Annotated in this window: 16 protein-coding genes; 13 read left to right on the forward strand and 3 right to left on the reverse strand. The window is 41.0% G+C overall.

Features of this window, described 5'->3' with window-relative positions:
• Nucleotides 1-2: 2 nt before the first annotated feature.
• The 3 genes from F7D73_RS11695 to F7D73_RS11705 all read left to right on the forward strand — a co-directional run bounded on the left by F7D73_RS11695 (nucleotide 3) and on the right by F7D73_RS11705 (nucleotide 5,472).
• Nucleotides 3-2,693: a fibronectin type III domain-containing protein gene (locus tag F7D73_RS11695; protein WP_367383716.1), complete on the forward strand. Its 2,691-nt coding sequence runs from the start codon at nucleotides 3-5 to the stop codon at nucleotides 2,691-2,693.
• Nucleotides 2,694-2,810: 117 nt separating this feature from the next.
• Nucleotides 2,811-3,152: a hypothetical protein gene (locus F7D73_RS11700; protein ID WP_153124916.1), complete on the forward strand. Its 342-nt coding sequence runs from the start codon at nucleotides 2,811-2,813 to the stop codon at nucleotides 3,150-3,152.
• 10 nt (nucleotides 3,153-3,162) lie between these two features.
• Complete coding sequence (locus tag F7D73_RS11705) at nucleotides 3,163-5,472, forward strand: YgiQ family radical SAM protein (protein WP_153124918.1); 2,310 nt, start codon at nucleotides 3,163-3,165, stop codon at nucleotides 5,470-5,472.
• A gap of 160 nt (nucleotides 5,473-5,632) precedes the next feature.
• Here the strand turns inward: F7D73_RS11705 and F7D73_RS16240 are convergent, their stop codons facing one another.
• Nucleotides 5,633-5,983, reverse strand: coding sequence for a PDDEXK nuclease domain-containing protein (locus tag F7D73_RS16240; protein WP_367383717.1), 351 nt, complete (start codon nucleotides 5,981-5,983; stop codon nucleotides 5,633-5,635).
• A gap of 462 nt (nucleotides 5,984-6,445) precedes the next feature.
• On the opposite strand from F7D73_RS16240, the gene F7D73_RS11715 reads away from it, so the two are divergent.
• A complete protein-coding gene (locus tag F7D73_RS11715) occupies nucleotides 6,446-7,330 on the forward strand; it encodes an Rpn family recombination-promoting nuclease/putative transposase (RefSeq protein WP_153124920.1) in 885 nt (294 codons plus the stop codon).
• Between the two features lie 341 nt (nucleotides 7,331-7,671).
• Nucleotides 7,672-7,824, forward strand: a complete 153-nt coding sequence (locus F7D73_RS16085; protein ID WP_194256908.1) for a hypothetical protein — start codon at nucleotides 7,672-7,674, stop codon at nucleotides 7,822-7,824.
• A gap of 220 nt (nucleotides 7,825-8,044) precedes the next feature.
• On the opposite strand, the gene F7D73_RS11720 is transcribed toward F7D73_RS16085, so the two are convergent.
• Nucleotides 8,045-8,284, reverse strand: coding sequence for a hypothetical protein (locus F7D73_RS11720; RefSeq protein WP_153124922.1), 240 nt, complete (start codon nucleotides 8,282-8,284; stop codon nucleotides 8,045-8,047).
• Nucleotides 8,285-8,743: 459 nt separating this feature from the next.
• On the opposite strand from F7D73_RS11720, the gene F7D73_RS16090 reads away from it, so the two are divergent.
• From F7D73_RS16090 to F7D73_RS11755, 8 genes are all read left to right on the forward strand, one after another.
• Entirely contained in the window at nucleotides 8,744-8,896 is a 153-nt protein-coding gene (locus F7D73_RS16090) for a hypothetical protein (protein WP_194251953.1), read from the forward strand.
• Nucleotides 8,897-8,994: 98 nt separating this feature from the next.
• A complete protein-coding gene (locus tag F7D73_RS11725) occupies nucleotides 8,995-9,744 on the forward strand; it encodes a hypothetical protein (protein WP_118079755.1) in 750 nt (249 codons plus the stop codon).
• Nucleotides 9,745-9,754: 10 nt separating this feature from the next.
• Complete coding sequence (locus F7D73_RS11730; protein ID WP_153124924.1) at nucleotides 9,755-12,556, forward strand: type I restriction-modification system subunit M; 2,802 nt, start codon at nucleotides 9,755-9,757, stop codon at nucleotides 12,554-12,556.
• 12 nt (nucleotides 12,557-12,568) lie between these two features.
• Nucleotides 12,569-13,792 (forward strand): restriction endonuclease subunit S, encoded by a 1,224-nt coding sequence (locus F7D73_RS16245; RefSeq protein ID WP_228117730.1) that lies wholly within the window; start codon nucleotides 12,569-12,571, stop codon nucleotides 13,790-13,792.
• Nucleotides 13,793-13,811: 19 nt separating this feature from the next.
• The gene (locus tag F7D73_RS11740) at nucleotides 13,812-17,225 is read left to right on the forward strand and encodes a type I restriction endonuclease subunit R (RefSeq protein WP_153124926.1); all 3,414 of its coding nucleotides are present in this window, start codon (nucleotides 13,812-13,814) and stop codon (nucleotides 17,223-17,225) included.
• Nucleotides 17,222-18,718: an RNA-binding domain-containing protein gene (locus F7D73_RS11745; protein ID WP_153124928.1), complete on the forward strand. Its 1,497-nt coding sequence runs from the start codon at nucleotides 17,222-17,224 to the stop codon at nucleotides 18,716-18,718. The genes F7D73_RS11740 and F7D73_RS11745 overlap by 4 nt, the downstream gene beginning before the upstream one ends.
• Nucleotides 18,719-19,083: 365 nt before the next feature.
• Nucleotides 19,084-19,260 carry a hypothetical protein gene (locus tag F7D73_RS11750; protein WP_153124930.1) on the forward strand — a complete coding sequence of 59 codons (177 nt, stop codon included), beginning with the start codon at nucleotides 19,084-19,086 and terminating at the stop codon, nucleotides 19,258-19,260.
• Nucleotides 19,239-19,694 (forward strand): DUF6078 family protein, encoded by a 456-nt coding sequence (locus F7D73_RS11755; RefSeq protein WP_153124932.1) that lies wholly within the window; start codon nucleotides 19,239-19,241, stop codon nucleotides 19,692-19,694. The genes F7D73_RS11750 and F7D73_RS11755 overlap by 22 nt, the downstream gene beginning before the upstream one ends.
• A gap of 568 nt (nucleotides 19,695-20,262) precedes the next feature.
• Here F7D73_RS11755 and F7D73_RS11760 read toward each other — a convergent pair.
• A complete protein-coding gene (locus F7D73_RS11760) occupies nucleotides 20,263-21,573 on the reverse strand; it encodes a S28 family serine protease (RefSeq protein ID WP_437182321.1) in 1,311 nt (436 codons plus the stop codon).
• Nucleotides 21,574-21,611: the final 38 nt, after the last annotated feature.

The following is a 21,611-nucleotide window of genomic DNA, read 5'->3' on the forward strand; positions in this document are numbered from 1 at the left end:
AAGTGAAACATCAACATATAACATATTGTTTAGTAAGCAGTTTGCTGTTGGCTACCGGAATTATATTCCAAGCTAACGGCAAATCGTCTTTTGCTACCTACGATGAAGGCAACAGCCTGGCTTGGGAAGGTATAGATTACGATGACGACCCATGGGTATTCAATGCCTCCCGTCCTTATTTCCCAACAGCAGGTCTGTCCAACCGGCATATCTCTTTATGGGCTTCCCACGGCCGCTATTATTGCAATGACCTCCGCCGTTGGAAATGGCAACGCCCCAACCTCTTTTGTACAACGGAAGACCTCTTCACCCAAACCATTGTGGTGCCTTATCTCATCCCAATGTTGCAAAATGCAGGTGCCGTGGTATTTACACCCCGCGAAAGAGACTGGCAAAAGAACGAAATCATTGTAGACAACGATGATGCAGAAAAATCAGTATGCTACAAAGAATCGGCTACCGGCAGGAAATGGACCAATTGCGACTCTGTAGGCTTTGCCAACAAGCAGAACGTATACAGCGATGGCGAGAATCCTTTCCGCATGGGTACGGCAAGAAAAGCCAAAGCTACCAAGCGGAAGAAATTCAGCCAGGTCAGCTATCAGCCCCGTTTCCCTGAAGAAGGAAAATATGCGGTTTATGTCAGTTACCAGACGGTACCCAAGAGCGTGAGCGATGCAAGATACATCGTCTATCATAAGGGAGAAAAAACAGAATTCACCGTCAACCAGAAGATGGGTGGCGGAACCTGGGTATACCTCGGCACCTTCGATTTCGACCGTGGATGCAATGAGTTCAACCGGGTGGTATGTACCAACCAGTCTTCCAAGAGAGGCATAGTAACCACAGATGCCGTACGCTTTGGTGGCGGTATGGGCAATATAGAACGCGAAGGCAATCTGAGCGAACTGCCCCGCTGCCTGGAAGGAGCGAGATATTACGCTCAGTGGGCCGGAGCACCCTACAAGGTTTACAGTGGAAGAGAAGGCAAGAACGACTATGCAGATGACATCAACACCCGCTCTCTGATGACCAACTGGCTGGGTGGCGGCAGTGTATACATGCCTGCTTTGGAAGGAAAAAAAGTTCCTATCGAACTCTCGCTGGCACTACATAGCGATGCAGGATATAACAGGGACGGTAAGTCAACCTGGGGCGCACTCTCTATCTGCACCACCGATTTCAACGATGGTATGCTGAACAGCGGTGTATCCAGAATGGCTTCCAAGGATTTTGCCAGAGCACTGCGTGATAATCTGGTAACAGATATCAGTGCTATCTATGGCGAGTTTGGCAAGCGCTATCTATGGGACCGCAACTATTCGGAGACTCGCCTGCCCGAGGTTCCTTCCGCCATCCTCGAGATGCTCTCTCATCAGAGTTTCCCGGACATGCGTATCGCACAGGACCCGATGGGAAAATTTGCCATTGCCCGGTCTATCTACAAGACCATCTTGAGATATATAAACAGCAATCATGACAAGCCATACGTGGTTCAGCCGCTGGCTCCCAAGAACTTCAGCGTAGAACTGGATGATAATTTTGCAAATCTTTCCTGGACTCCACAGCTCGATTCCATCGAACCTTCTGCACGCCCTACCCGATATATTGTATATAAGGCTGAAGGCAAGGGAGGTTTTGACAACGGAACCGTTGTAAGACGTCCCAACTGTCAAATCAAGATGGAACCAGGCAAACTATATAGTTTCAAGGTGGCTGCCCTTAACGCTGGTGGCGAGAGCTTCCCAACCGAAACGCTCTCGGCACTCTACAATCCAACAGCTACGAAGTCGGTATTGGTTGTCAACAACTTTCATCGTCTCGCTTCACCACAAGTAGAAGACAATGATTATATCCAAGGTTTCGATTTCGACAAAGACCCAGGTGTCAGCTATGGACTTACAGCCGGATGGAGCGGAAAGCAGACCAGCTTCGATATTAACAGGATGGGACAGGAAACCACCAACGGACTAGGTTATTGCGGCAATGAGATGATAGGAAAGTTTGTGGCTGGCAATGATTTCAACTATGTAGTAAGCCATGCCCAGAGCATCGCTTTGGCAAACAAATACAACATTGCCAGCTGTTCCAGCGAAGCAGTCGCCAATGGCAAGGTTAGGATGGAAAACTATCAGGCAGTAGACCTTATCAACGGTCTGGAGCGAAATGATGGTTATACCCGTGAATATTACAAGACATTCACCCCTGCCCTGCAGAAACGCATCACCTATTATGCACTCAGTGGAGGCAAGATGCTCATCAGCGGTTCGTATAACGGAAGCGACATGCAGACTGAAGAGGAGCAAACCTTCATGAATGACATTCTCAAGGTGAATTATGAGCCTACGGGCACCAAATTCATCGTACAGGACATCAACCCGGAAGATTCCACCATCACGGAACGAGATAGTATCGTGTATACTACGGATAGTGTGGCAGGCATGGGGATGGAGTTCAACTATTACAGTCAGTTGAATGATCGCCACTACGCCACCACCCATCCCGAGATATTAAATCCAGCTGGCTCCAAAGCCTTCACTGCGATGCAATATACCTCAGGAACCAGTGCTGCCGTAGCATACAAGAGTTCCAGCTATCGAACCTTCGTCATGGGATTCCCATTGGAATGTATCATCGATGAGAAAACCCGCAACAGCATCATGCTGGGAATCCTCAAGTTCCTGACAGAATAATCAATTTCTTAACGGAATAGGAGAATAAAAGAATAAACATAATAATAACAATTTGAGCAAACTTTGCAAATCATAAAGTTCAAAGTTCAAGGTTCAAAGTTCAAAGTAAAAAAGGATATGTATAAAATTCAAGCAAACCAGTCTGGCACACGCTCTATCGAAGTGAGCGACCAGCATTTAGAGACTATTGACAAGTATCAGTTGCTCCGCAACCTCGTAGATAGCAATGGTATCATCGACGAGGAAGTGCTCGACAAGTTGAAGTTCAATGTTCGTTCTCTCCTGGAGAGCAGCGACATCAAGGACAAGGCGTTGCTCGACCTCTGCCTCGACGTAATCTTCCATCAGAACATGAAGGCTCTCGGTCTCCACAATCTCGTATTGCTCTACGTAGACTGGAAGGACAAGAAGGCAGCAGAAGAAGCTGCAGGAGCAGAACCTGATGCAGTAAATGATTAAATAATTTTGAATGGATTATAAGTTAACAGACTTCCTACCAACCACCAAGAAGGAGTGCGAACTCAGAGGATGGGATGAACTGGACGTCATCCTCTTTTCGGGAGATGCCTACGTAGATCATCCATCCTTCGGACCGGCTATCCTCGGAAGAATCCTGGAGGCAAACGGCTATCGTATAGCCATCGTTCCACAGCCCGACTGGCATGGCGACTTCCGTGACTTCAAGAAGCTCGGTCGTCCTCGCCTCTTCTTCGGTGTATCTCCGGGAGCTATGGACTCGATGGTGAATCGCTACACGGCAAACCGCCGAATGCGCAGCGAAGATGCTTTCAGCCCCGACTCCCGTCACGACATGCGCCCCGACTATCCGTCTATCGTCTATACACAGATACTGAAGAAACTCTATCCCGACGTACCTGTAGCACTGGGCGGTATTGAGGCTTCGTTGCGCCGCATCAGTCACTACGACTACTGGAAGGATGAGCTCCGCAAGTGCATCCTCTGCGATTCGGGTGCCGACCTCATCCTCTATGGTATGGGCGAACGCTCTATCGTGGAACTTGCCAACGCCTTCGCCGAAGGCAAGACCATGGACCAGATTCACGAGATGCCGCAGGTGGCTTTCTACTGCAAGGAGAAGGACATTCCGGGCGGATTCAAGGACGATGACATCATCCTGCACAGTCATGAGGAGTGCCTTCACAACAAGAAGGGACAGGCAGAGAACGTGCGCCATCTGGAGGAAGAAGCCAACAAGATGCATGCCCAGCGCATGATTCAGGAGACCGACGGCAAGTATGTGGTGGTGAATCCACCGTTCCCGCTGATGACCACTGAGGAACTGGATGCCGCCTTCGACCTGCCTTATACCCGTTTGCCTCATCCTAAGTACAAAGGCAAGACCATTCCGGCATACGAGATGATCAAGTTCTCCGTAAACCTGCATCGCGGCTGCTTCGGCGGTTGCTCGTTCTGTACCATTTCGGCGCATCAGGGCAAGTTCGTGGTTTGCCGAAGCAAGGAGAGTATCCTGAAAGAGGTAAAGAAAATCATCGAAATGCCTGATTTCAAGGGATATCTGAGCGACCTGGGCGGTCCTTCGGCTAATATGTATGGCATGCATGGCAAGAATCAGAAAGCTTGCGAGGTATGTAAACGACCATCATGTGTGAACCCACAGATTTGTCCGAACCTGAATACCGACCACAGCAAGCTGCTGGAGATTTACCATGCCGTAGATGCCCTGCCAGGCATCAAGAAGAGCTTCATCGGTAGTGGTGTGCGCTACGACCTGCTCCTGCACAAGAGCAAGGACGAGAAGGTGAACCAGGCAGCAAGGGAATATACCCGCGAGCTGATTACCAAGCACGTGAGCGGCCGATTGAAGGTAGCACCAGAGCATACCAGTCCAGAGGTTCTGAAGTTCATGCGCAAACCATCGTTCGACCTGTTCTACGAGTTCAAGCGCATCTTCGACAAGATCAACAAGGAAGAAGGACTCAACCAGCAGATCATTCCATACTTCATCAGTTCGCATCCGGGCTGTCATGAAGAGGATATGGCGGAACTGGCGGTCATCACCAAGGGTCTCGACTTCCATCTGGAGCAGGTGCAGGACTTCACTCCTACCCCAATGACGATATCTACGGAAACCTGGTACACGGGATATGATCCATATACATTGGAACCAGTATTCAGTGCCAAGACACAGAAGGAAAAGCTTGCCCAGCGCATGTTCTTCTTCTGGTATAAGCCTGAGGAGCGCCGTGCCATCGAAAGTGAACTTCGCCGCATCGGCAGAGCCGACCTCATCGACAAGCTCTACGACAAGAAGAGTTTTGACCGCGGATTCAAGGGAAAGAAAACCAATTACGATGACAAGGCTATTGGATCTACCTATGATAATCCGGGGGTTGGCAGAGGAGCTAAAGGCAAGCGTGGAGCCGGCAGAAATGTTCCAGAAGCAAACGCTGGCAGAGGTCGTGGAAGAAATACTTCAGACCGCTTTGCCCCAAAGGGTTACGGCAATGTAGGATGCTATGACGAAGAGAAATACCTCAATAACGGAAAATCTCTCAAGTCAGGCAAACCCACGAATGCAAACATCCGCGATGCGGTAGCAGCAGCAAGAGCCGAACTCCGTAATCAGAAAGACCCAAATGCCGGTTTCTTCAAGGATAAGAAGAAAAAGAGTTTCAATCCTAATTTCGATAACGACAACCACAATCGCAAGAACCGTTATAACAGCGGTGACAAGAACGAGCGTGGAGGCAATCGTGGAAATCAGGGAAGAAACGAAGGCAGAGGAAGAAGAAGATAAAAAATTAAGCCTGGATAGGATGATTTCTTTCTATCAACCCTATTCAGGCTTAAATTATCTTGCTGCACTCATCAAATAACTCCTTAAATTTTGTAGAGTCTTTAATTCTTTACAAACTTAGTGGCAAATTTGTGAGACGCTGTCTCACAAATTAAAAATATTATTCGATGTTGTTTTCCTCAAACTCTGCAATCCATTCCCTAACCTTAGCTTGCAACAAAGCTTTATCTGGCAAGTATAATTGATATGCCGAAGCATAGACATGAGAGTCTTTTGGCAAAGTCAATTCTACAAGTGCATCATTCTTGCTCTCACAAAGTAATATGCCAATGGTTGGCTTTTCAAAATCCTGTTTTATAAAGCGGTCGTAATAGTTGACATACATCTGCATCTGTCCTAGATCTTGATGAGAAAGCTTATCTGTCTTCAAATCAATAAGAACATAGCACTGTAGCAATCTATTATAGAAAACCAAATCTACATAATAGTTCTTTTTGAATTTGCTAACCACTGGTTAGCATTTTTGACATCAAAAGGATAACCACTATTTAACCTTTTGGCATATACTATATAGAACTGCCTAATATTGCGGAGATTAGGATATGACCACCCCAAACCGCACAGTAAAACTCTTGGATAATTCTTGCAAGACCCGCTTCCCATATTCTGCACGAACATTCCCACTTTGTTATTCGCCGAATTTTATTGCAAATATACATTAAATGTTACAATAACCGTTATAAATTAAACTATTTTATACAAATTTTCCAATAAAGCTATTGCAGCTTCAGATATGAAGATGACTTCAGGGCAAACCGAGGATTCCTTGACAATTTCTTCAATAAAAGCAAAAAACAGAGGGCCTCTTGTCCACAGAAACAATTTAAACTATATTTTCTTAAAAAACAGCCTAAAAGTTTGGATGTTACAAATATTAAGTTTATCTTTGCATATAATATAAAATGAATATCGTATGAAACAGGTAGAAGAACGATACATCAGCTTGCTGACCGATTTCGGCTTCAAGCGCATTTTTGGTACGGCAATGAACAAGGATTTGCTCATCTGCTTCCTCAACAGCTTGTTTAATGGCAGACAGGTTGTGAAGGACGTGTCGTATCTGAACCCGGAGCACGTCGGTGATGTTTATACCGACCGCAAAGCAATCTTCGACGTGTATTGCGAAGGAGAAAACGGCGAGAAGTTCATCGTTGAAATGCAGAATGCCTACCAGACGTATTTCAAGGACCGCTCTCTCTTCTACTCCACTTTCCCGATTCGCGAGCAGGCACCAAAGGGGAGTGAATGGGATTTCAAGCTCAATCATGTCTATACTGTTGCGCTGCTCAACTTCAACATGAATGAGGATGCCTTCGACAAGGAGAAGATTCGCCATCATGTACAGTTGTGCGATACCGCTACCCACAAGATTTTCTACGATAAGCTGGAGTTTATCTATGTAGAGATTGCCAAGTTCAATAAAAGTTTGGATGAACTGGAAACATTGTATGATAAATGGCTATATGCACTGAAGAACCTCTATAAGCTTACCCAACGCCCAAAGGAGTTGTGCGACAAGGTTTTCGACCGTCTCTTTGAGGAAGCCGAGATTGCTAAGTTCACACCTCAGGAACTGAGGGAGTATGAAGCAAGCAAGATGGCATATCGGGATATCAAGAACTCTATTGATACGGCTAAGCAAGAAGGACTTGCTGAGGGTATGGAATTAGGTATGGAAAAAGGCAAGAACCAAAAAGCCCTGGATATTGCCAAGAATATGCTGGCAGATGGTGTTGACATCAATCTGATTATGAAGTATTCCGGACTTTCCCAGGAACAAATCGAAAAATTGAAATAAGATAATATCTCAGAGGTAAGACATAACAAAAATATACCCCAACCTACTTACTCTAGCGGGTTGGGGAATTTTGTTCCAGTATAAAATGTGACAATAGCATGGTACCGATACAGCGCTATCGTCAGCTAAATTAACGTTGCATATACAAAATGAGCCGATAAATGAGCCTGTAAATGACTCACCCTGAGCGCGCTGTACTAACGGGAAGAGGGGTGAGTATGTTGCTGCAAAGGTATATTTTTATTCGAAACGCCAAAAACTTTTAGCGAAAAATCCAGAATTTTCTTGCTTTATTCGAATAAAAGTCTTATCTTTGCAGAAGATATTAATTAATAAAAAATATGGCAAGACCTATAAAAGAAACGCCCAAACTTCATTGTGAAGATGCCAGAGCATTTGAGGCTAGGATGAAAAATCCTCCAAAGGAAAGCCGCGAAAAGATGGAAGAAATCAATCGTGACTACAATTATATAATGAGTTTATTCGTAAATTGATTATGAACGATAATGAAAACATTTGCGAACCGTTAAAGATTCGAAGATTTGTTTCAGCATAAAATGTGACGATAGCATGGTACCGATTACACAGCTACGCTTGGTAACGATACAGCACTATCGTCAATAAACTAAAGTTTAATAGAAACATCAAAAAGTGTAACGCTATATGAAGGATTTGTGGGACACTGTCCCACAAATTGGAAATGCCAGGTAGAACTTAAGCATCAAGGTTTATGTTCGCCAAAAAGACGAACTGTTGGCAGAGGAGGAAGAACAAGCCAAGCTTTCTCTGAGAGCAGTAAACATGAGCGACTGGGAAACAAGCGAATTGGAGGAAGACCTTTGCCTCAAGGGTTTCATCCAATTCCATTGGGGCGGTTGGTGGCAACAGGCATGGAGTGCGAGCCATTCTAAGAAGACAAAGACGAGCTTCATACCCAGGACGACTGCTACCCATTCATTTTCACAAACATCAAAGGTCCAATCCTTGTTAAGGAAGAAGATATGGATGCTTATATCAGAAACCACAAAGATGACTTCATCGGTCAAGCCGAAGAATCCTTGCCAATCAAATCCTGCAGAAGATTATTCGAATTATTCGACATAGATACCGACTGGCTGGAATTATAAAATACCGTCCGTACTTCATCTTCGAAATACACAAGCATAAAAAAGACTCACCCTGAACGCGCTGTTCTAACGGGAAGCGGGGTGAGTAGTATATTGTTGCAAAGGATTATTTTTATTCGAAACAACAAAACTTTTAGCGAAAAAATCCAGATTTTTCTTGCTTAATTCGAATAAAAGTCTTATCTTTGCAGAAGATAGGCAGCACTCAGCGATCTGAAGGCAATCTTTCATTGCGCTCGCTGGCACTGTCTTCGCAAAAGATATTAATTAATAAATAATTAAAAATATGGCAAGACCTATAAAAGAAACACCCATACTTCATGGTGAAGATGCCAGAGTATTTGAGGCTAGGATGAAAAATCCTCCAAAGGAAAGCTGCGAAAAGATGGAAGAAATCAATCGTGACTACAATTATATAATGAGTTTATTCGTAAATTGATTATGAACGATAATGAAGACATTTGCGAACCGTTAAAGATTCGAAGATTAGATGTTTTAATTCAAGATATTTTTAGTCAATAAATAAATTAATAATAAATGTATATTGACATAATTTTATTAATAATAGCGATTTGCTATCCTTTTATATTTAAATATATTGAACAGTATTTTTCACAAAAGGGGAAAAATGCTGCTCAAAAAGAAGATGTTCGTGATATTCAATACGAATCAAAAAAAGGTGAAAATATCGCAACAAAAGAAGATATTAAGGAGATAACATCACAGATTGAAACAGTAAAGAATGAAATCTCGTTTGAAAAACAACGCAGACATGAGTTTATAAATCAACGGACGGAACGTTTGTTGAAAATTTTGTATCTTACTGAGAAATTGAATGAGCAACAAGGAATCTTGTTATATGCTTTGTACGACAAACATTCCTCTAAACGTCTTCTTTCTTTGATTGAGCAAATAAATGGTACGCTATTATCATTCCTACATGAATGCAGAATTATCTATGTGACGGTTGAAGATAAAGATTTGACTTCACGAGTAACGGATTTAATAAAAGATGCTCAAGCTTATGCAGGTTATATGTGCTATATAGCAAGTAACGCTGCCAGCCATTTAACTAATTGGGAAGATTTCCTTGATTTAGCAGAAAAACATAATAATGCAACTCAGCTACTGAACGAGGCTATAAAAAGTCAAAATGGTGTCGAACAAACAAGAAAAGAATTTGAAAATAATATAAGCGACAAAAAGGAGGCTTTGTATGAAAGCCAAATTAAATACCTATCAAAGTTGAATTTATTATTTGGTAGTGAATTTCATTTAAAAGAATAAAAATACTATTATGAACAAGCAACAACTCGCAAATAAAATATGGGCATCTGCAAATAAGATGCGCTCTAAAATAGAAGCAAATGAATACAAGGATTATATTCTTGGATTCATTTTTTACAAGTTCCTTTCCGAGCAAGAAGTAAGAGTTGCTAAGGAATATGATTTTACTGATGCAGATTTACCTCAACTCAATGAGGAAAATGAGGAAATCGTCAAGTGGGCACAAAGTAAATTAGGCTATTTTATAGCATACGAAAACCTTTATTCTACATGGATGGATAAGGATTTTGGTTTTCGAATAACCAATGTACGTGACGCTCTGTCTGCTTTTACACGTTTGATTTCACCAACTCATAAGAAGGTCTTCTCTGGCATATTTGATACTTTGCAGACAGGATTGAAAAAGTTGGGAACATCTGATGCGGAACAAACACGTGCTGTAAGTGACCTGCTTTCTTTGATTAAAGATATTCCTATGAGTGGAAGGCAAGACTATGATGTACTTGGCTTTATTTATGAATATCTTATAAGTCAGTTTGCAGCCAATGCCGGCAAGAAAGCTGGTGAGTTCTATACTCCTCATGAGGTTTCTTTACTGATGTCAGAAATTGTGGCTTATAATCTTAAAGACCGTTCTCAAATAGAAATTTATGACCCGACAAGCGGTTCAGGTTCTCTTCTTATCAATATCGGTAAGTCGGTGGCTCGTCATATCCAGCAAGATAACTGTATTAAGTATTATGCACAAGAATTAAAGCAGAATACTTTCAACCTCACTCGTATGAATCTCGTTATGAGAGGCATCATACCAGATAACATTATAGCAAGAAATGGTGACACATTGAAGGATGATTGGCCTTATTTTGACGAGAATGACAAGGAAAATACTTATCACCCTCTGCATGTAGATGCAGTGGTTAGCAATCCACCATATTCTCAGAGTTGGACTCCTCCTCGTAAATCGAAGAATGGAGATTTGGGAGAGGTTGACCCACGATTTGACGATTACGGCATTGCGCCTAAAGGTAAGGCAGACTATGCTTTCTTGCTTCATGACTTATATCATTTGAAGACCGATGGCATAATGACCATCGTCTTGCCTCATGGTGTGCTTTTCCGTGGAGATGCTGGTGATGGAACAGAAAGTAGCGTAGGTGATGGCTCTGAAGGAAGTATTCGCAGACAGTTGATTGAAAATGACAACATAGAGGCTATCATCGGTTTACCTGCTGACATCTTCTTTGGTACGGGTATTCCTACTATAGTCATGGTGCTACGCAAGTCTCGTCCAACAAGTGATGTACTTATCGTAGATGCCTCCAAGGGATTTAAAAAGGAAGGAAAGAAGAACAAGTTGCGTGCTTCTGACATTAAGCGTATAGTGGATACCTATATTTCTAAGAGGGAAGAACCAAAGTTCTCCCGATTGGTAACTAAAGAAGAGATTCGTGCTAATGGTTATAACCTCAACATTCCTCGATATGTCAATTCTTCGGATGATGCAGAAACATGGGATTTATATGCAACGATGTTTGGTGGTGTACCAAAGGTGGAACTTTCTGCAATGGATAGATATTGGGATGCTTTTGCGGGATTGAAAAATTCTCTTTTCAAGCAGACAGATACTCCACAAACCGAATTTAAGGTGACAGATATTCAAAAGACAGTGGAGAATCATCCTTCTGTAGTTGGTTTCAAGAACATGTTCTCTGAAAAGTTTGGTGGCTTTAGCGAAATATTACATCATCGTTTGCTCGACAATATGCAGTCTCTGAATATTGCCGCAGAAGAGGATGCAATTACTTCATATATATTTAATCAGCTCGAGCAAATGCCACTTGTTGACCGCTTTGAGGCTTACCAATTGTTTGCAGATAAATGGCAGACAATTTCGCAGGATTTGGAAATCATTCAATCGGAAGGATTTGAGGCTACTCGCATGGTAGATGCCAACTGGGTTATCAAAAAGAAGGATGATAAGGAATATGAGGTGCAAGATGGCTGGATTGGTCATGTACTACCCTTTGAACTTGTACAGACTACTTATTTGAAATCAGAATGGCAAGCTCTTCACGATAAGGAAGAACGCCTAGAAATGGCTGCTTCCGAGACAGAGGAAACATTGGGAGAATTAGCTGATGATGAGCGTGATGGTATTACCAATGATGATGGGGTACTTGACAAGAAGGCTCTTGACGGAAAACTTTCTGAAGCTTTGGAAGAAGTGGAAACTCCTGAGATTTCTTCACTCAATGAATACCTCCTACTTTCAAAAAAGAAAGATAAGTTGGCTTTTATTGCTGCTCATGATGAGATAAGCTGGGAAAACGTAACTGCTGGTAAGGATGGCACATACGGCAAGGCTGCTGCTAATGCGCTCATTGGTCATTATCGTGCTAACTTTGATTTCCCAGAAAACTCTTATGAGGCACATCTGATAAGGATTAGTCGTCTGATGAATGAGACTAAAACCTTGAAGGCTGAGATTAAACTTGCTGCCGTAGCCTTGCATGAGCATACTAAGCTAACGATAGAGCAAGAATTATCCGATGAAGATGTGATGAAGTTACTATCCATCAAATGGATAGAGGGACTTTGTGCCCATTTGGCAACATTGCCTCAGACTATCATAGATGAGTTTATTGGCAAACTTATGGCTTTGCAGAAAAAGTACGCAACAACGCTTGTGAACTTGGAACACGACATTCACAATGCTTCCATACAGCTTGCTGATATGATAGATGAATTGACGGGCAACGAGTTTGATATGGCTGCTTTGCAGGAATTAAAGAAAGTTTTGGTAAATGTTTAAGGAGGAATAAATATGGATAAAATGAAGAAAGTTCCAGAGATACGATTTAAAGAATTTGAGGAGGAATGGGTACAGAGTAAATTAGGTGACTGCTTTCTTGAACGTGTTGAGAGATCTGCAATAGGCGAACTAATTTCTATTACAATTAACAATGGTGTAGTAAAAGCTGCTGATACGGGACGCGCAGACAGCTCAAGTGCAGATAAATCTAACTATAAAAGAGTTGAAGTTGGTGATATAGCTTATAATTCTATGCGTATGTGGCAAGGAGCGTGTGGCTATTCCTCGTATAGTGGTATATTGAGCCCTGCTTATACTGTAGTAACTCCAACTAATGGGGTTGATGTGAAGTTTTATTATTATCTGTTTAAAAGAACAGATTCTCTTTATCAATTTAGAATCAATTCGCAAGGTTTGACTTCTGATACTTGGAATTTAAAATATCCATGTTTTTCTAAAATTAATTGTATGGTTCCAAAAGAGCCTGAACAAAAGCGAATTGCGGAGTTATTCTTGCATATTGACAATCTCATCAGCAAATTAGAACAGAAGTTAGAGAAGTTGCGCAATATCAAGCAATCACTTCTTAATCAGATGTTTGTAAATGTTAATAGGGGGGGGTACGCTCCGCTAATTAGATTTAATGGATATAATAATAAGTGGATAATGTTGACGTTGAATGATATATCAGAAAGAATAACAAGGAAGAATACTAATAATGAATCTTCTTTGCCTCTAACTGTCTCTGCTCAATATGGATTGATAAATCAAAATGATTTTTTCAATAGTCGTATAGCGAGTAAAGACGTGTCTGGATATTATTTGATAAAAAATGGGGAGTTTGCTTACAACAAAAGTTCTTCAGATGGTTATCCTTTTGGTGCAGTTAAAAGATTAGACAGATATAAAATGGGAGTTCTTTCCACATTATATATAATTTTTGCATTGAATAAAGATAAAATAGATAGCGATTTTTTGTCTATTTTCTTCGAAACGGATAAATGGTATGAACATATAAGTCAACGTGCTGCAGAAGGTGCAAGAAATCATGGTTTGTTGAATATATCATCCGAAGACTTTTTAGACTTGAAAATTTTAACTCCAAAGTCTAAAAATGAACAAAACCTAATCGCTGGGTATGTGTCGGCATTAGATAGATTGGTAGAGGGAACTTCCTCTAAACTTACCAAACTCCGCACAATGAAGCAATCTTTGCTTCAAAAAATGTTTGTATAACAAGTAAATATAAAACGATATGGGATTCGACTATGAACCAGAATTTGAGGATGCCCTCATCAAATTGTTAAAAAATAATGGGTGGTCTGGCAAGATGCTTAACTATCCTACAGAGGAACAGCTCATTAAAAATTGGGCTGACATCCTTTTTAATAACAATAAGGGAATAGACCGCTTGAATGGTCAGCCTTTGACAAAAGGAGAAATGCAGCAACTTCTTGATAAAGTAAAGGAGTTACGTACTCCCCTTGCGCTCAATGGTTTCATTAATGGCAAGTCGGTGACCATCACTCGTGATAATCCAGCCGACAAATTACATTTTGGTAAGGATGTATCACTAACTATCTATAACCGTTTGGAAATAGCAAGCGGTAAAAGTTTTTATCAGATAGCTCGCCAACCAAAGTTTGAACATCATTCTTATATTTTGCCAAAACGTAGGGGCGATTTGGTCTTACTCATCAACGGTATGCCTGTTATACATATTGAGTTGAAAAGCAGCAAGATTCCAGCTATGCATGCTGTTAATCAAATTACAGATAAATATATTCCAGAAGGAGTATTTACAGACAGCATTTTCTCATTGGTTCAAATATTTGTGGCTATGAATCCTGAGGAGATGATGTATTTTGCCAATCCTGGCATTGATATTAAATTTAACAAAGCCTTTTGTTTTCATTGGGCTGATGCTAATAATAACCCGATAAATGATTGGCAACAAATAGCATCTACATTCCTCTCTATACCGATGGCACATATGCTCATTGGGTTTTATACTGTTGCCGACCAAGCAGATGGTATATTAAAAGTATTGCGAAGCTATCAATATTATGCTGCCAGTAAGATTAGTTCCATTGTTGCAAAATGGGATTGGAAGAGTACGGAGCAGAAAGGTGGCTATATCTGGCATACGACAGGTAGCGGAAAGACTATGACCAGTTTTAAGTCTGCCCAGTTGATTGCACAGTCGGGTGATGCGGACAAGGTGGTGTTTCTTGTCGATAGAATAGAACTTGGAACACAGTCCTTGGATGAATACCGTTCTTTTGCAGATTCCGTGGATGATGTACAGGCAACTGAAGACACGGATGATTTAATAGGTAAATTATATGACGATACTCCAAGAAAAAATCTTCTGATAGTGACTTCCATACAGAAAATGAGCAAGGTGAATACCAAGGAGTTCCCTAAGAAAAAAACCGAAATTGAGAAGATTGTATCCAAGCGAGTGGTGTTTATCATAGACGAATGCCATCGTTCTACTTTTGGTGACATGCTAATCGACATTAAGCGAACTTTTCCTCATGCGGTATTCTTTGGTTTTACGGGTACTCCAATCAATGATGAAAATCAAAAGAAATCGAATACCACGCAAACGATCTTTGGGGAAAGATTGCATACGTATTCCATTGCTAATGGTATCATAGACAAGAATGTGTTAGGTTTTGACCCATATATGTGTCCAACATATAAGGATAAGGCTTTGCGTCGTTGTGTGGCTTTGGAAAAAGCAAAAGCACAGACGGATGAGGAAGCTATGGCTGATGAGGCTAAAAAGAAAGTATACCAGCACTATATGAATCCAAGCAAGGTGTCTATGGCAGGAAAGACACTACCAAATGGTTCATATATAAAAGGTATAGAGGATTTCATACCTTCTTCACAATATAACTGTAAAAAGCATCATCTGAAAGTTGTGGAAGATATTAAGGAAAATTGGATTACGCTCAGTTTGAACAATAAGTTCCATGCCTTGCTTGCTACGGACAGTATTCCAGAAGCTATAGCTTATTATAGATTGTTGCGCAAGGAAATGCCAGCATTGAAAGTGACGGCGCTTTTTGATCCAAACATTGACAACACAGGTGGTCAACAGTTTAAGGAAGAGGGACTTATTGAGGTGTTAGAAGGCTACAAAGAGCAGTTTGGCAAAGAATTTACGATGTCAACTCATGCAGCTTTCAAGAAAGATGTAGCTTTGCGTCTTGCCCATAAAAAGCCTTATAATGGAAAGGATTTTACGGAGGACAAGCAAATCAATCTTCTCATAGTGGTGAATCAGATGCTTACAGGCTTTGATTCCAAATGGATTAATACGCTCTATGTGGATAAGTTGATGGAGTATGAAAATATTATCCAAGCTTTTAGCCGTACAAACCGCTTGTTTGGACCAGACAAACCATTTGGAGTGATACGCTATTATCGTTATCCACATACGATGAAATGTTACATAGATAAGGCTGTAGCAATGTATTCAGACAACAAACCTCTGAAACTCTTTGCAGATCCATTGACCCATAACTTGCATCAAATGAATAGCATCTATGAAGAAATAGAATATTTGTTTGTTCATGCTGGTGTTAAGAACTTCGAGAAGTTACCAGAATTGGAAGCAGAAAGGAAACGTTTCGTAAAACTTTTCAACCTGTTTAATAAGCATTTTGAGGCAGCTCGCATACAAGGCTTTGTTTGGGAGAAAAATCATTATCATCTAAAACAACCACAAGGCAACTATGCGGATATTGATATGTTGATAAATGAAGAAACTTACAATGTGTTGCTAAAGCGATACCAAGAGTTGTTGCCTTCAGGTGTAGGAGGTGGTGGCGTGGAAGAACCACCATACGACATTGAGACTTATCTTACAGAAATAGATACAGGTCAGATAGATGCAGACTATATAAATGAGCGTTTTGATGTTTATCTGAAGTTAATTAACAAGGGAAATGCTTCTGAAGAGGAACGACAGATGGTAATGCAGGAACTCCACAAGTCATTTGCTCTGTTATCTCAAGAAGAGCAAAAGTATGCCAACATCTTCTTGCATGACGTAGAAAGTGGTGATGCTGTTCTTGACACTGGTAAGAGATTTTATGACTATGTCGTGGAGTATATGAACCAGGCTAAGAATACGAAACTTCACCAAGTGGCAGAACTCTTTGGTATCAACGAACTGTTACTAAAAGAAATCATGTCTTCAGCCGTTACAGCAGACAACTTGAACTCGTATAATCGTTTTTCAAAGTTAACTGCAACTATAGACAAGGCTAAGGCAAAACAATTCTTTGAAATGACAGAAGGTGCAAAACTGCTTCCATTTAAGGTAAAACCAAAAGCGGAATTGTTTTTGCAAGATTTTATATTAAGCAATGGCAACATGGATATTCCTGAGTTTGGCCGCAAGTTGACAGACATAAATGATGATATCCATATCGTGGAGTTTGCTAACACTTTAATGACGATGCATAATGGCATATCTGTACTTCTTTTGGAAAAAGAATGTATAGAGAGGTTTGGCAAAGAATATTCAGCAATGTCTGTGTCTGATTGGTTCAAGGTGATATATTCCTATGTGAAAGTCCAAACACATAAATATGATTTGAAACAGGACGATATTGTTTATTGGAATGTTGCAGAAGATAAAACGAAATGAACAAAATAAATAACATATACGAAATTCTTTCTGGAGGTGAGCGTGTCACCTTAGAATGTAAAAAAGGTACCAAGGGTGTGCCAACTTCGCTTTGGGACACTTATTCAGCTTTCGCCAACACTTATGGCGGAATTATTCTCTTGGGTGTGGTAGAACACATGAACGAACAAGACAATAACAAACGTTTTGAAATAGTTGGTGTTGAGGATGCCGACAAGATTCGCAAGGACTTGTGGAATACTGTCAATAGTAGAGAAAAAGTCAATATCAATCTCCTATATGATGATGATATTCAGACTATAGATATTAACGGCAGAAAAGTTATTGCTATTAATGTGCCTCGTGCAGACTATACTGTTCGCCCTATATATATCAATAACAACCTGTCAAAAGGTACTTTCAAACGCAATCATGAAGGAGACTATCATTGTACGGAACAAGAACTAAAGATGATGCTTCGTGATGCCAATGAAGCTGGCAATGATGGTTTGTTGTTGGAATACTATACGATGGATGATATTGATATTCCAACCTTGGAGCGATTTCGCCAAATGTTTCAGAATTTACATCCTGAACACCAATGGAACTCGTCTGAACATAAGGAGTTCTTGATAAACTTTGGTGGTTATGCGAAAGATCGTAGAACAGGAAAAGAGGGATTGACTATGGCTGGACTTTTGATGTTTGGAAAGGGACTTCCTATTCGTGAGCGTTTTGACAATCTGCGTATGGATTATATCGACAAGTCTAATCTGATTGGAGACCAACGTTATAGTGACCGCTTGACATACGACGGTACGTGGGAAAATAACCTGTTCAACTTCATCCGTATAGTCATTCCGAAACTGACACGTGATTTGCCTCATCCTTTCAGTATGAATGGTGTAATTCGGAGAGACGATACTCTCCAGGCTAAGGCTGTACGTGAAGCTGTTACAAACATGGTTATCCACTCTGATTTCATGGTAAATGGAGTTCTGAAGGTTGAGAAATTTGACGACAGTTTTATACTGACCAATCCAGGACTTTTGAAATTACCAATCGAGCAAATTTATAAAGGTGGAGAGTCTAAAGCACGTAATCAGCGCATACAGAATATGTTCCGCATGATAGGCTTTGGCGAGAACCTGGGTTCCGGCTTTCCTCTCATACTCAGTGCTTGGAATGAGAAGCATTGGCTCAAGCCAGAATTATTAGAACAGACTGATCTTTTGCAAGTTAGATTAACTTTGCATATACAAAATGAGCCAGTAAATGAGCCAGTAAATGAGCCAGTAAATGAGCCGGTAAATGAGCCGGTAAATGAGCGACAGCAAGCCATTCTTTCTACAATGAAACTAAATCCATCTATAACAAGAGAGAATTTGGCTAATAAGCTAGACGTTTCGATTGCAACATTAAAAAGAGAGCTTACTTCGTTAAGAAAGAAAGGCTACATTTCACGTAGAGGAAGTGATAAAAATGGGCAATGGATAATACTCAAGAATCAATAAGATATAATATAAATATCCCCCAACCTACTTACTCTAGTGGGTTGGGGGATTTTGTTTTTATATAGATATCAGTAACAACCATACTTGATATGGGATGGGCATCACATTCTTTCAGCAGAAAATTGTGGAACAAAAGAAAGACTAAGACGCTCACGCAAAAAAGTTTTTTCTCGAAAAAAGTCTCAAAGTATCATTCTTCGACAAAAATATAGGATTATATCATTAATATTCAACACTTTAGCAAAATGAGACTTCTCTAAAAAATGGAGGGAGAAGTATCATAGAAGTATCATAAATCAAGGAGAAGTATCATCAAAATCGGGCTTGGTGCTAGAAAAATATGCCGAAATGTGTTTAAAATAAGCATGAAAAAAGATAAAATACTCATGCTCATGGGGAAAAAGATAAAATACTTATGCTCATGGGAAATAGAAAAAAGACAAAACACTCATGCTCAAGGCAATAAATACACTTTTTCTGCGTTAAGAGAGAAAGTTATTTATTTAAATACTTACGAAACATGGATGAAAAGGAATTATTGAAAAAGGCTTTTAAGTACGGAAACGTACCTAGCAACATCACCTATTGCTTCACCGAACCATGTCCGATGAAAGACAAATGCATACACTATCTCTCTGCCCTCTACAAAAACGAGGAGACTGATAGAGGAGATGCCATCTTCCCTAATGCTCTCAAAAACGGGAAATGCAAGTACTTCGCACCACTCCGTGTCGTGAAAATGGCATGGGGATTCGACAAACTCTTTGCTGAAATGAAAGTGAAAGACGCTCCTGCCTTGCGCGCTGAAATGAGAGACTACCTCGGCAGCAAAGGACAATACTATCGATACAAACTGGGACAACTCAAACTCTTGCCGGAACAGCAGAAATATATCAAGCAACTCTTCGCTCGATACGGATATAAGGATGTTGAGTTCGAGCACTTCTCTGATGAGATTGACTTCACTAAAATCTAACCTTTCTAGAAGTGTCTAGTATTTCAGTTTTATAAAACCGATAGTGTCTACTTTTCCAGTTTATAAAGCATGTCAATACAAACTAGGAATAAGGTAAAAAACTGACAAGTAGGACTAGGAATAATGACCATAAAGAGGTCTGTTACAGCCCGTTAAGCGGTCTATCTGTGCCCATCAGACGGACACTCAGAGACCAAGTGGTGGGCATCGAGAGAACAAGTGATGGGCACTGATTGCCCGTACAGCGGGCGTCGAGTGCCCAAATTGAGAGCCTAAATTTGGGCACTCAATGCCAGTGAGTTGATTGATTGTCATTTTGATTTTAAACATTAAAAACGAATTAAAAAAGAATAAAAAACGAAGTAAAAAAGAATAAAAAACGAAGTATCTTGTAAAGAAAAAGTGAAAATCATGATACTTCTATGATACTTTAATGATACTTCTCGGCTCTAAAACCGAGAAGTATCATTTTGTTATTTCTCTATCCATCAAGCCTTTAAGTCAATATTTTCAACAGAAAATGAGACTATGAGACTTTTTTCGAGAAAAAAACTTTTTCGCGTAAGACTTATTCCTTTAACCATCCACTAATCAAGTTGATGATTTCCTGTCTTGTTGGCTCAGGGAATGAAAGGATGCGAGCCTTGTGCGAACCACCAGGACACATATATACATGCAGGTTCTTCTTGTTCTTGGTGAACGGCAAACCGTAGATACCGGATGCTCCCCATGGGTCAATGTCACCATAGATATATACCATCTTCGGATCGTTCTTGGTCAGGAAGTCGACAGTATGATTGTAAAGCGCTGGCGAGAACTTCACATTCTCAGCACCCTTTGGTACCATCAATCGCTTCAGATATCCCTTAGCCGTCTTGATGCTGAGATATTTCTTGAACGGTTTGGTATAATAGCCATAATATCCCAACTCTCTTGCAGCCTGCACGTCAAACGAAGCGGTAGCATTATAATTGGTGAAATAGCTTGGCTCACACATATTGATCCAGTAATCAAACACCTTTTTGTCATCCGTATCACTTGCAGGAATCTGATTGATATCCTCACCCCACTGCCAGAAAGCAAAAGCATATTCAAATACCGAGAAGTCGAAAATCTCTGGCAATGAAGCATTAAAGACATACTTCTTCTCATTGCAATACTTCTCGAACATTGGCAACAAGGCTGCCTTGCGCTTAAAGAGAAGCAACTGGAAATTGAGCACCTTCTGTCTGTTCTCCTTTGTGGATACCTGATACTGCAGGAACTTTTCATGTCTGCCATCCTCTACACCCTTATTGAGCGGTGCTACGTATGGTACTGAGATATCTACATCATCAGGAAAATAAGAACGATAGAACATTGTTGTCTGTCCACCCTTGCTGATACCGGTAGCAATCCACTTGCCCTTATACATCGCATGCAAGGTTTTGTTCACATGATGCAGGTCGTAAAGCGAATTTTCTACGGTAAGGTAATCCCAGTTGCAAGGATTAGGCATCGACTTATCGAAATAGCGATACTCCACGGTGATGATATTGGTATCGAAGAGTTTGGAAAGTTCCTCGATATATCCCTCACGCAAGGCATAGTTGGCATCATATCCTTCTGTCACGAGAACGGTAGGACGGTCGAATCCACGATGGCACAGAACTACTCTCTGTTCAAAGGTACCCCTGGAAGCATCCTTGCCATCCAATTGCTGCTTGATGAAGAACACATATTTCTCCGGGAAATGTGTACTCTTCAGTGTTTCCACATCACTTACTCCTGGCAAAGCTGCCAATCGCTTACCAGCCTCTCCTAATTCTGCCGCCAATATCTGCAAAGGCAGAATCAACAAAAGCAGCATCAGTCCGAAGGCAGACTTCACGCTGCTCATTCGGTTTCTAAAAGTTTTCTGATTCATTGTTATCTCTT

The organism is Segatella copri (genome assembly GCF_009494395.1).
GTDB lineage: Bacteria > Bacteroidota > Bacteroidia > Bacteroidales > Bacteroidaceae > Prevotella.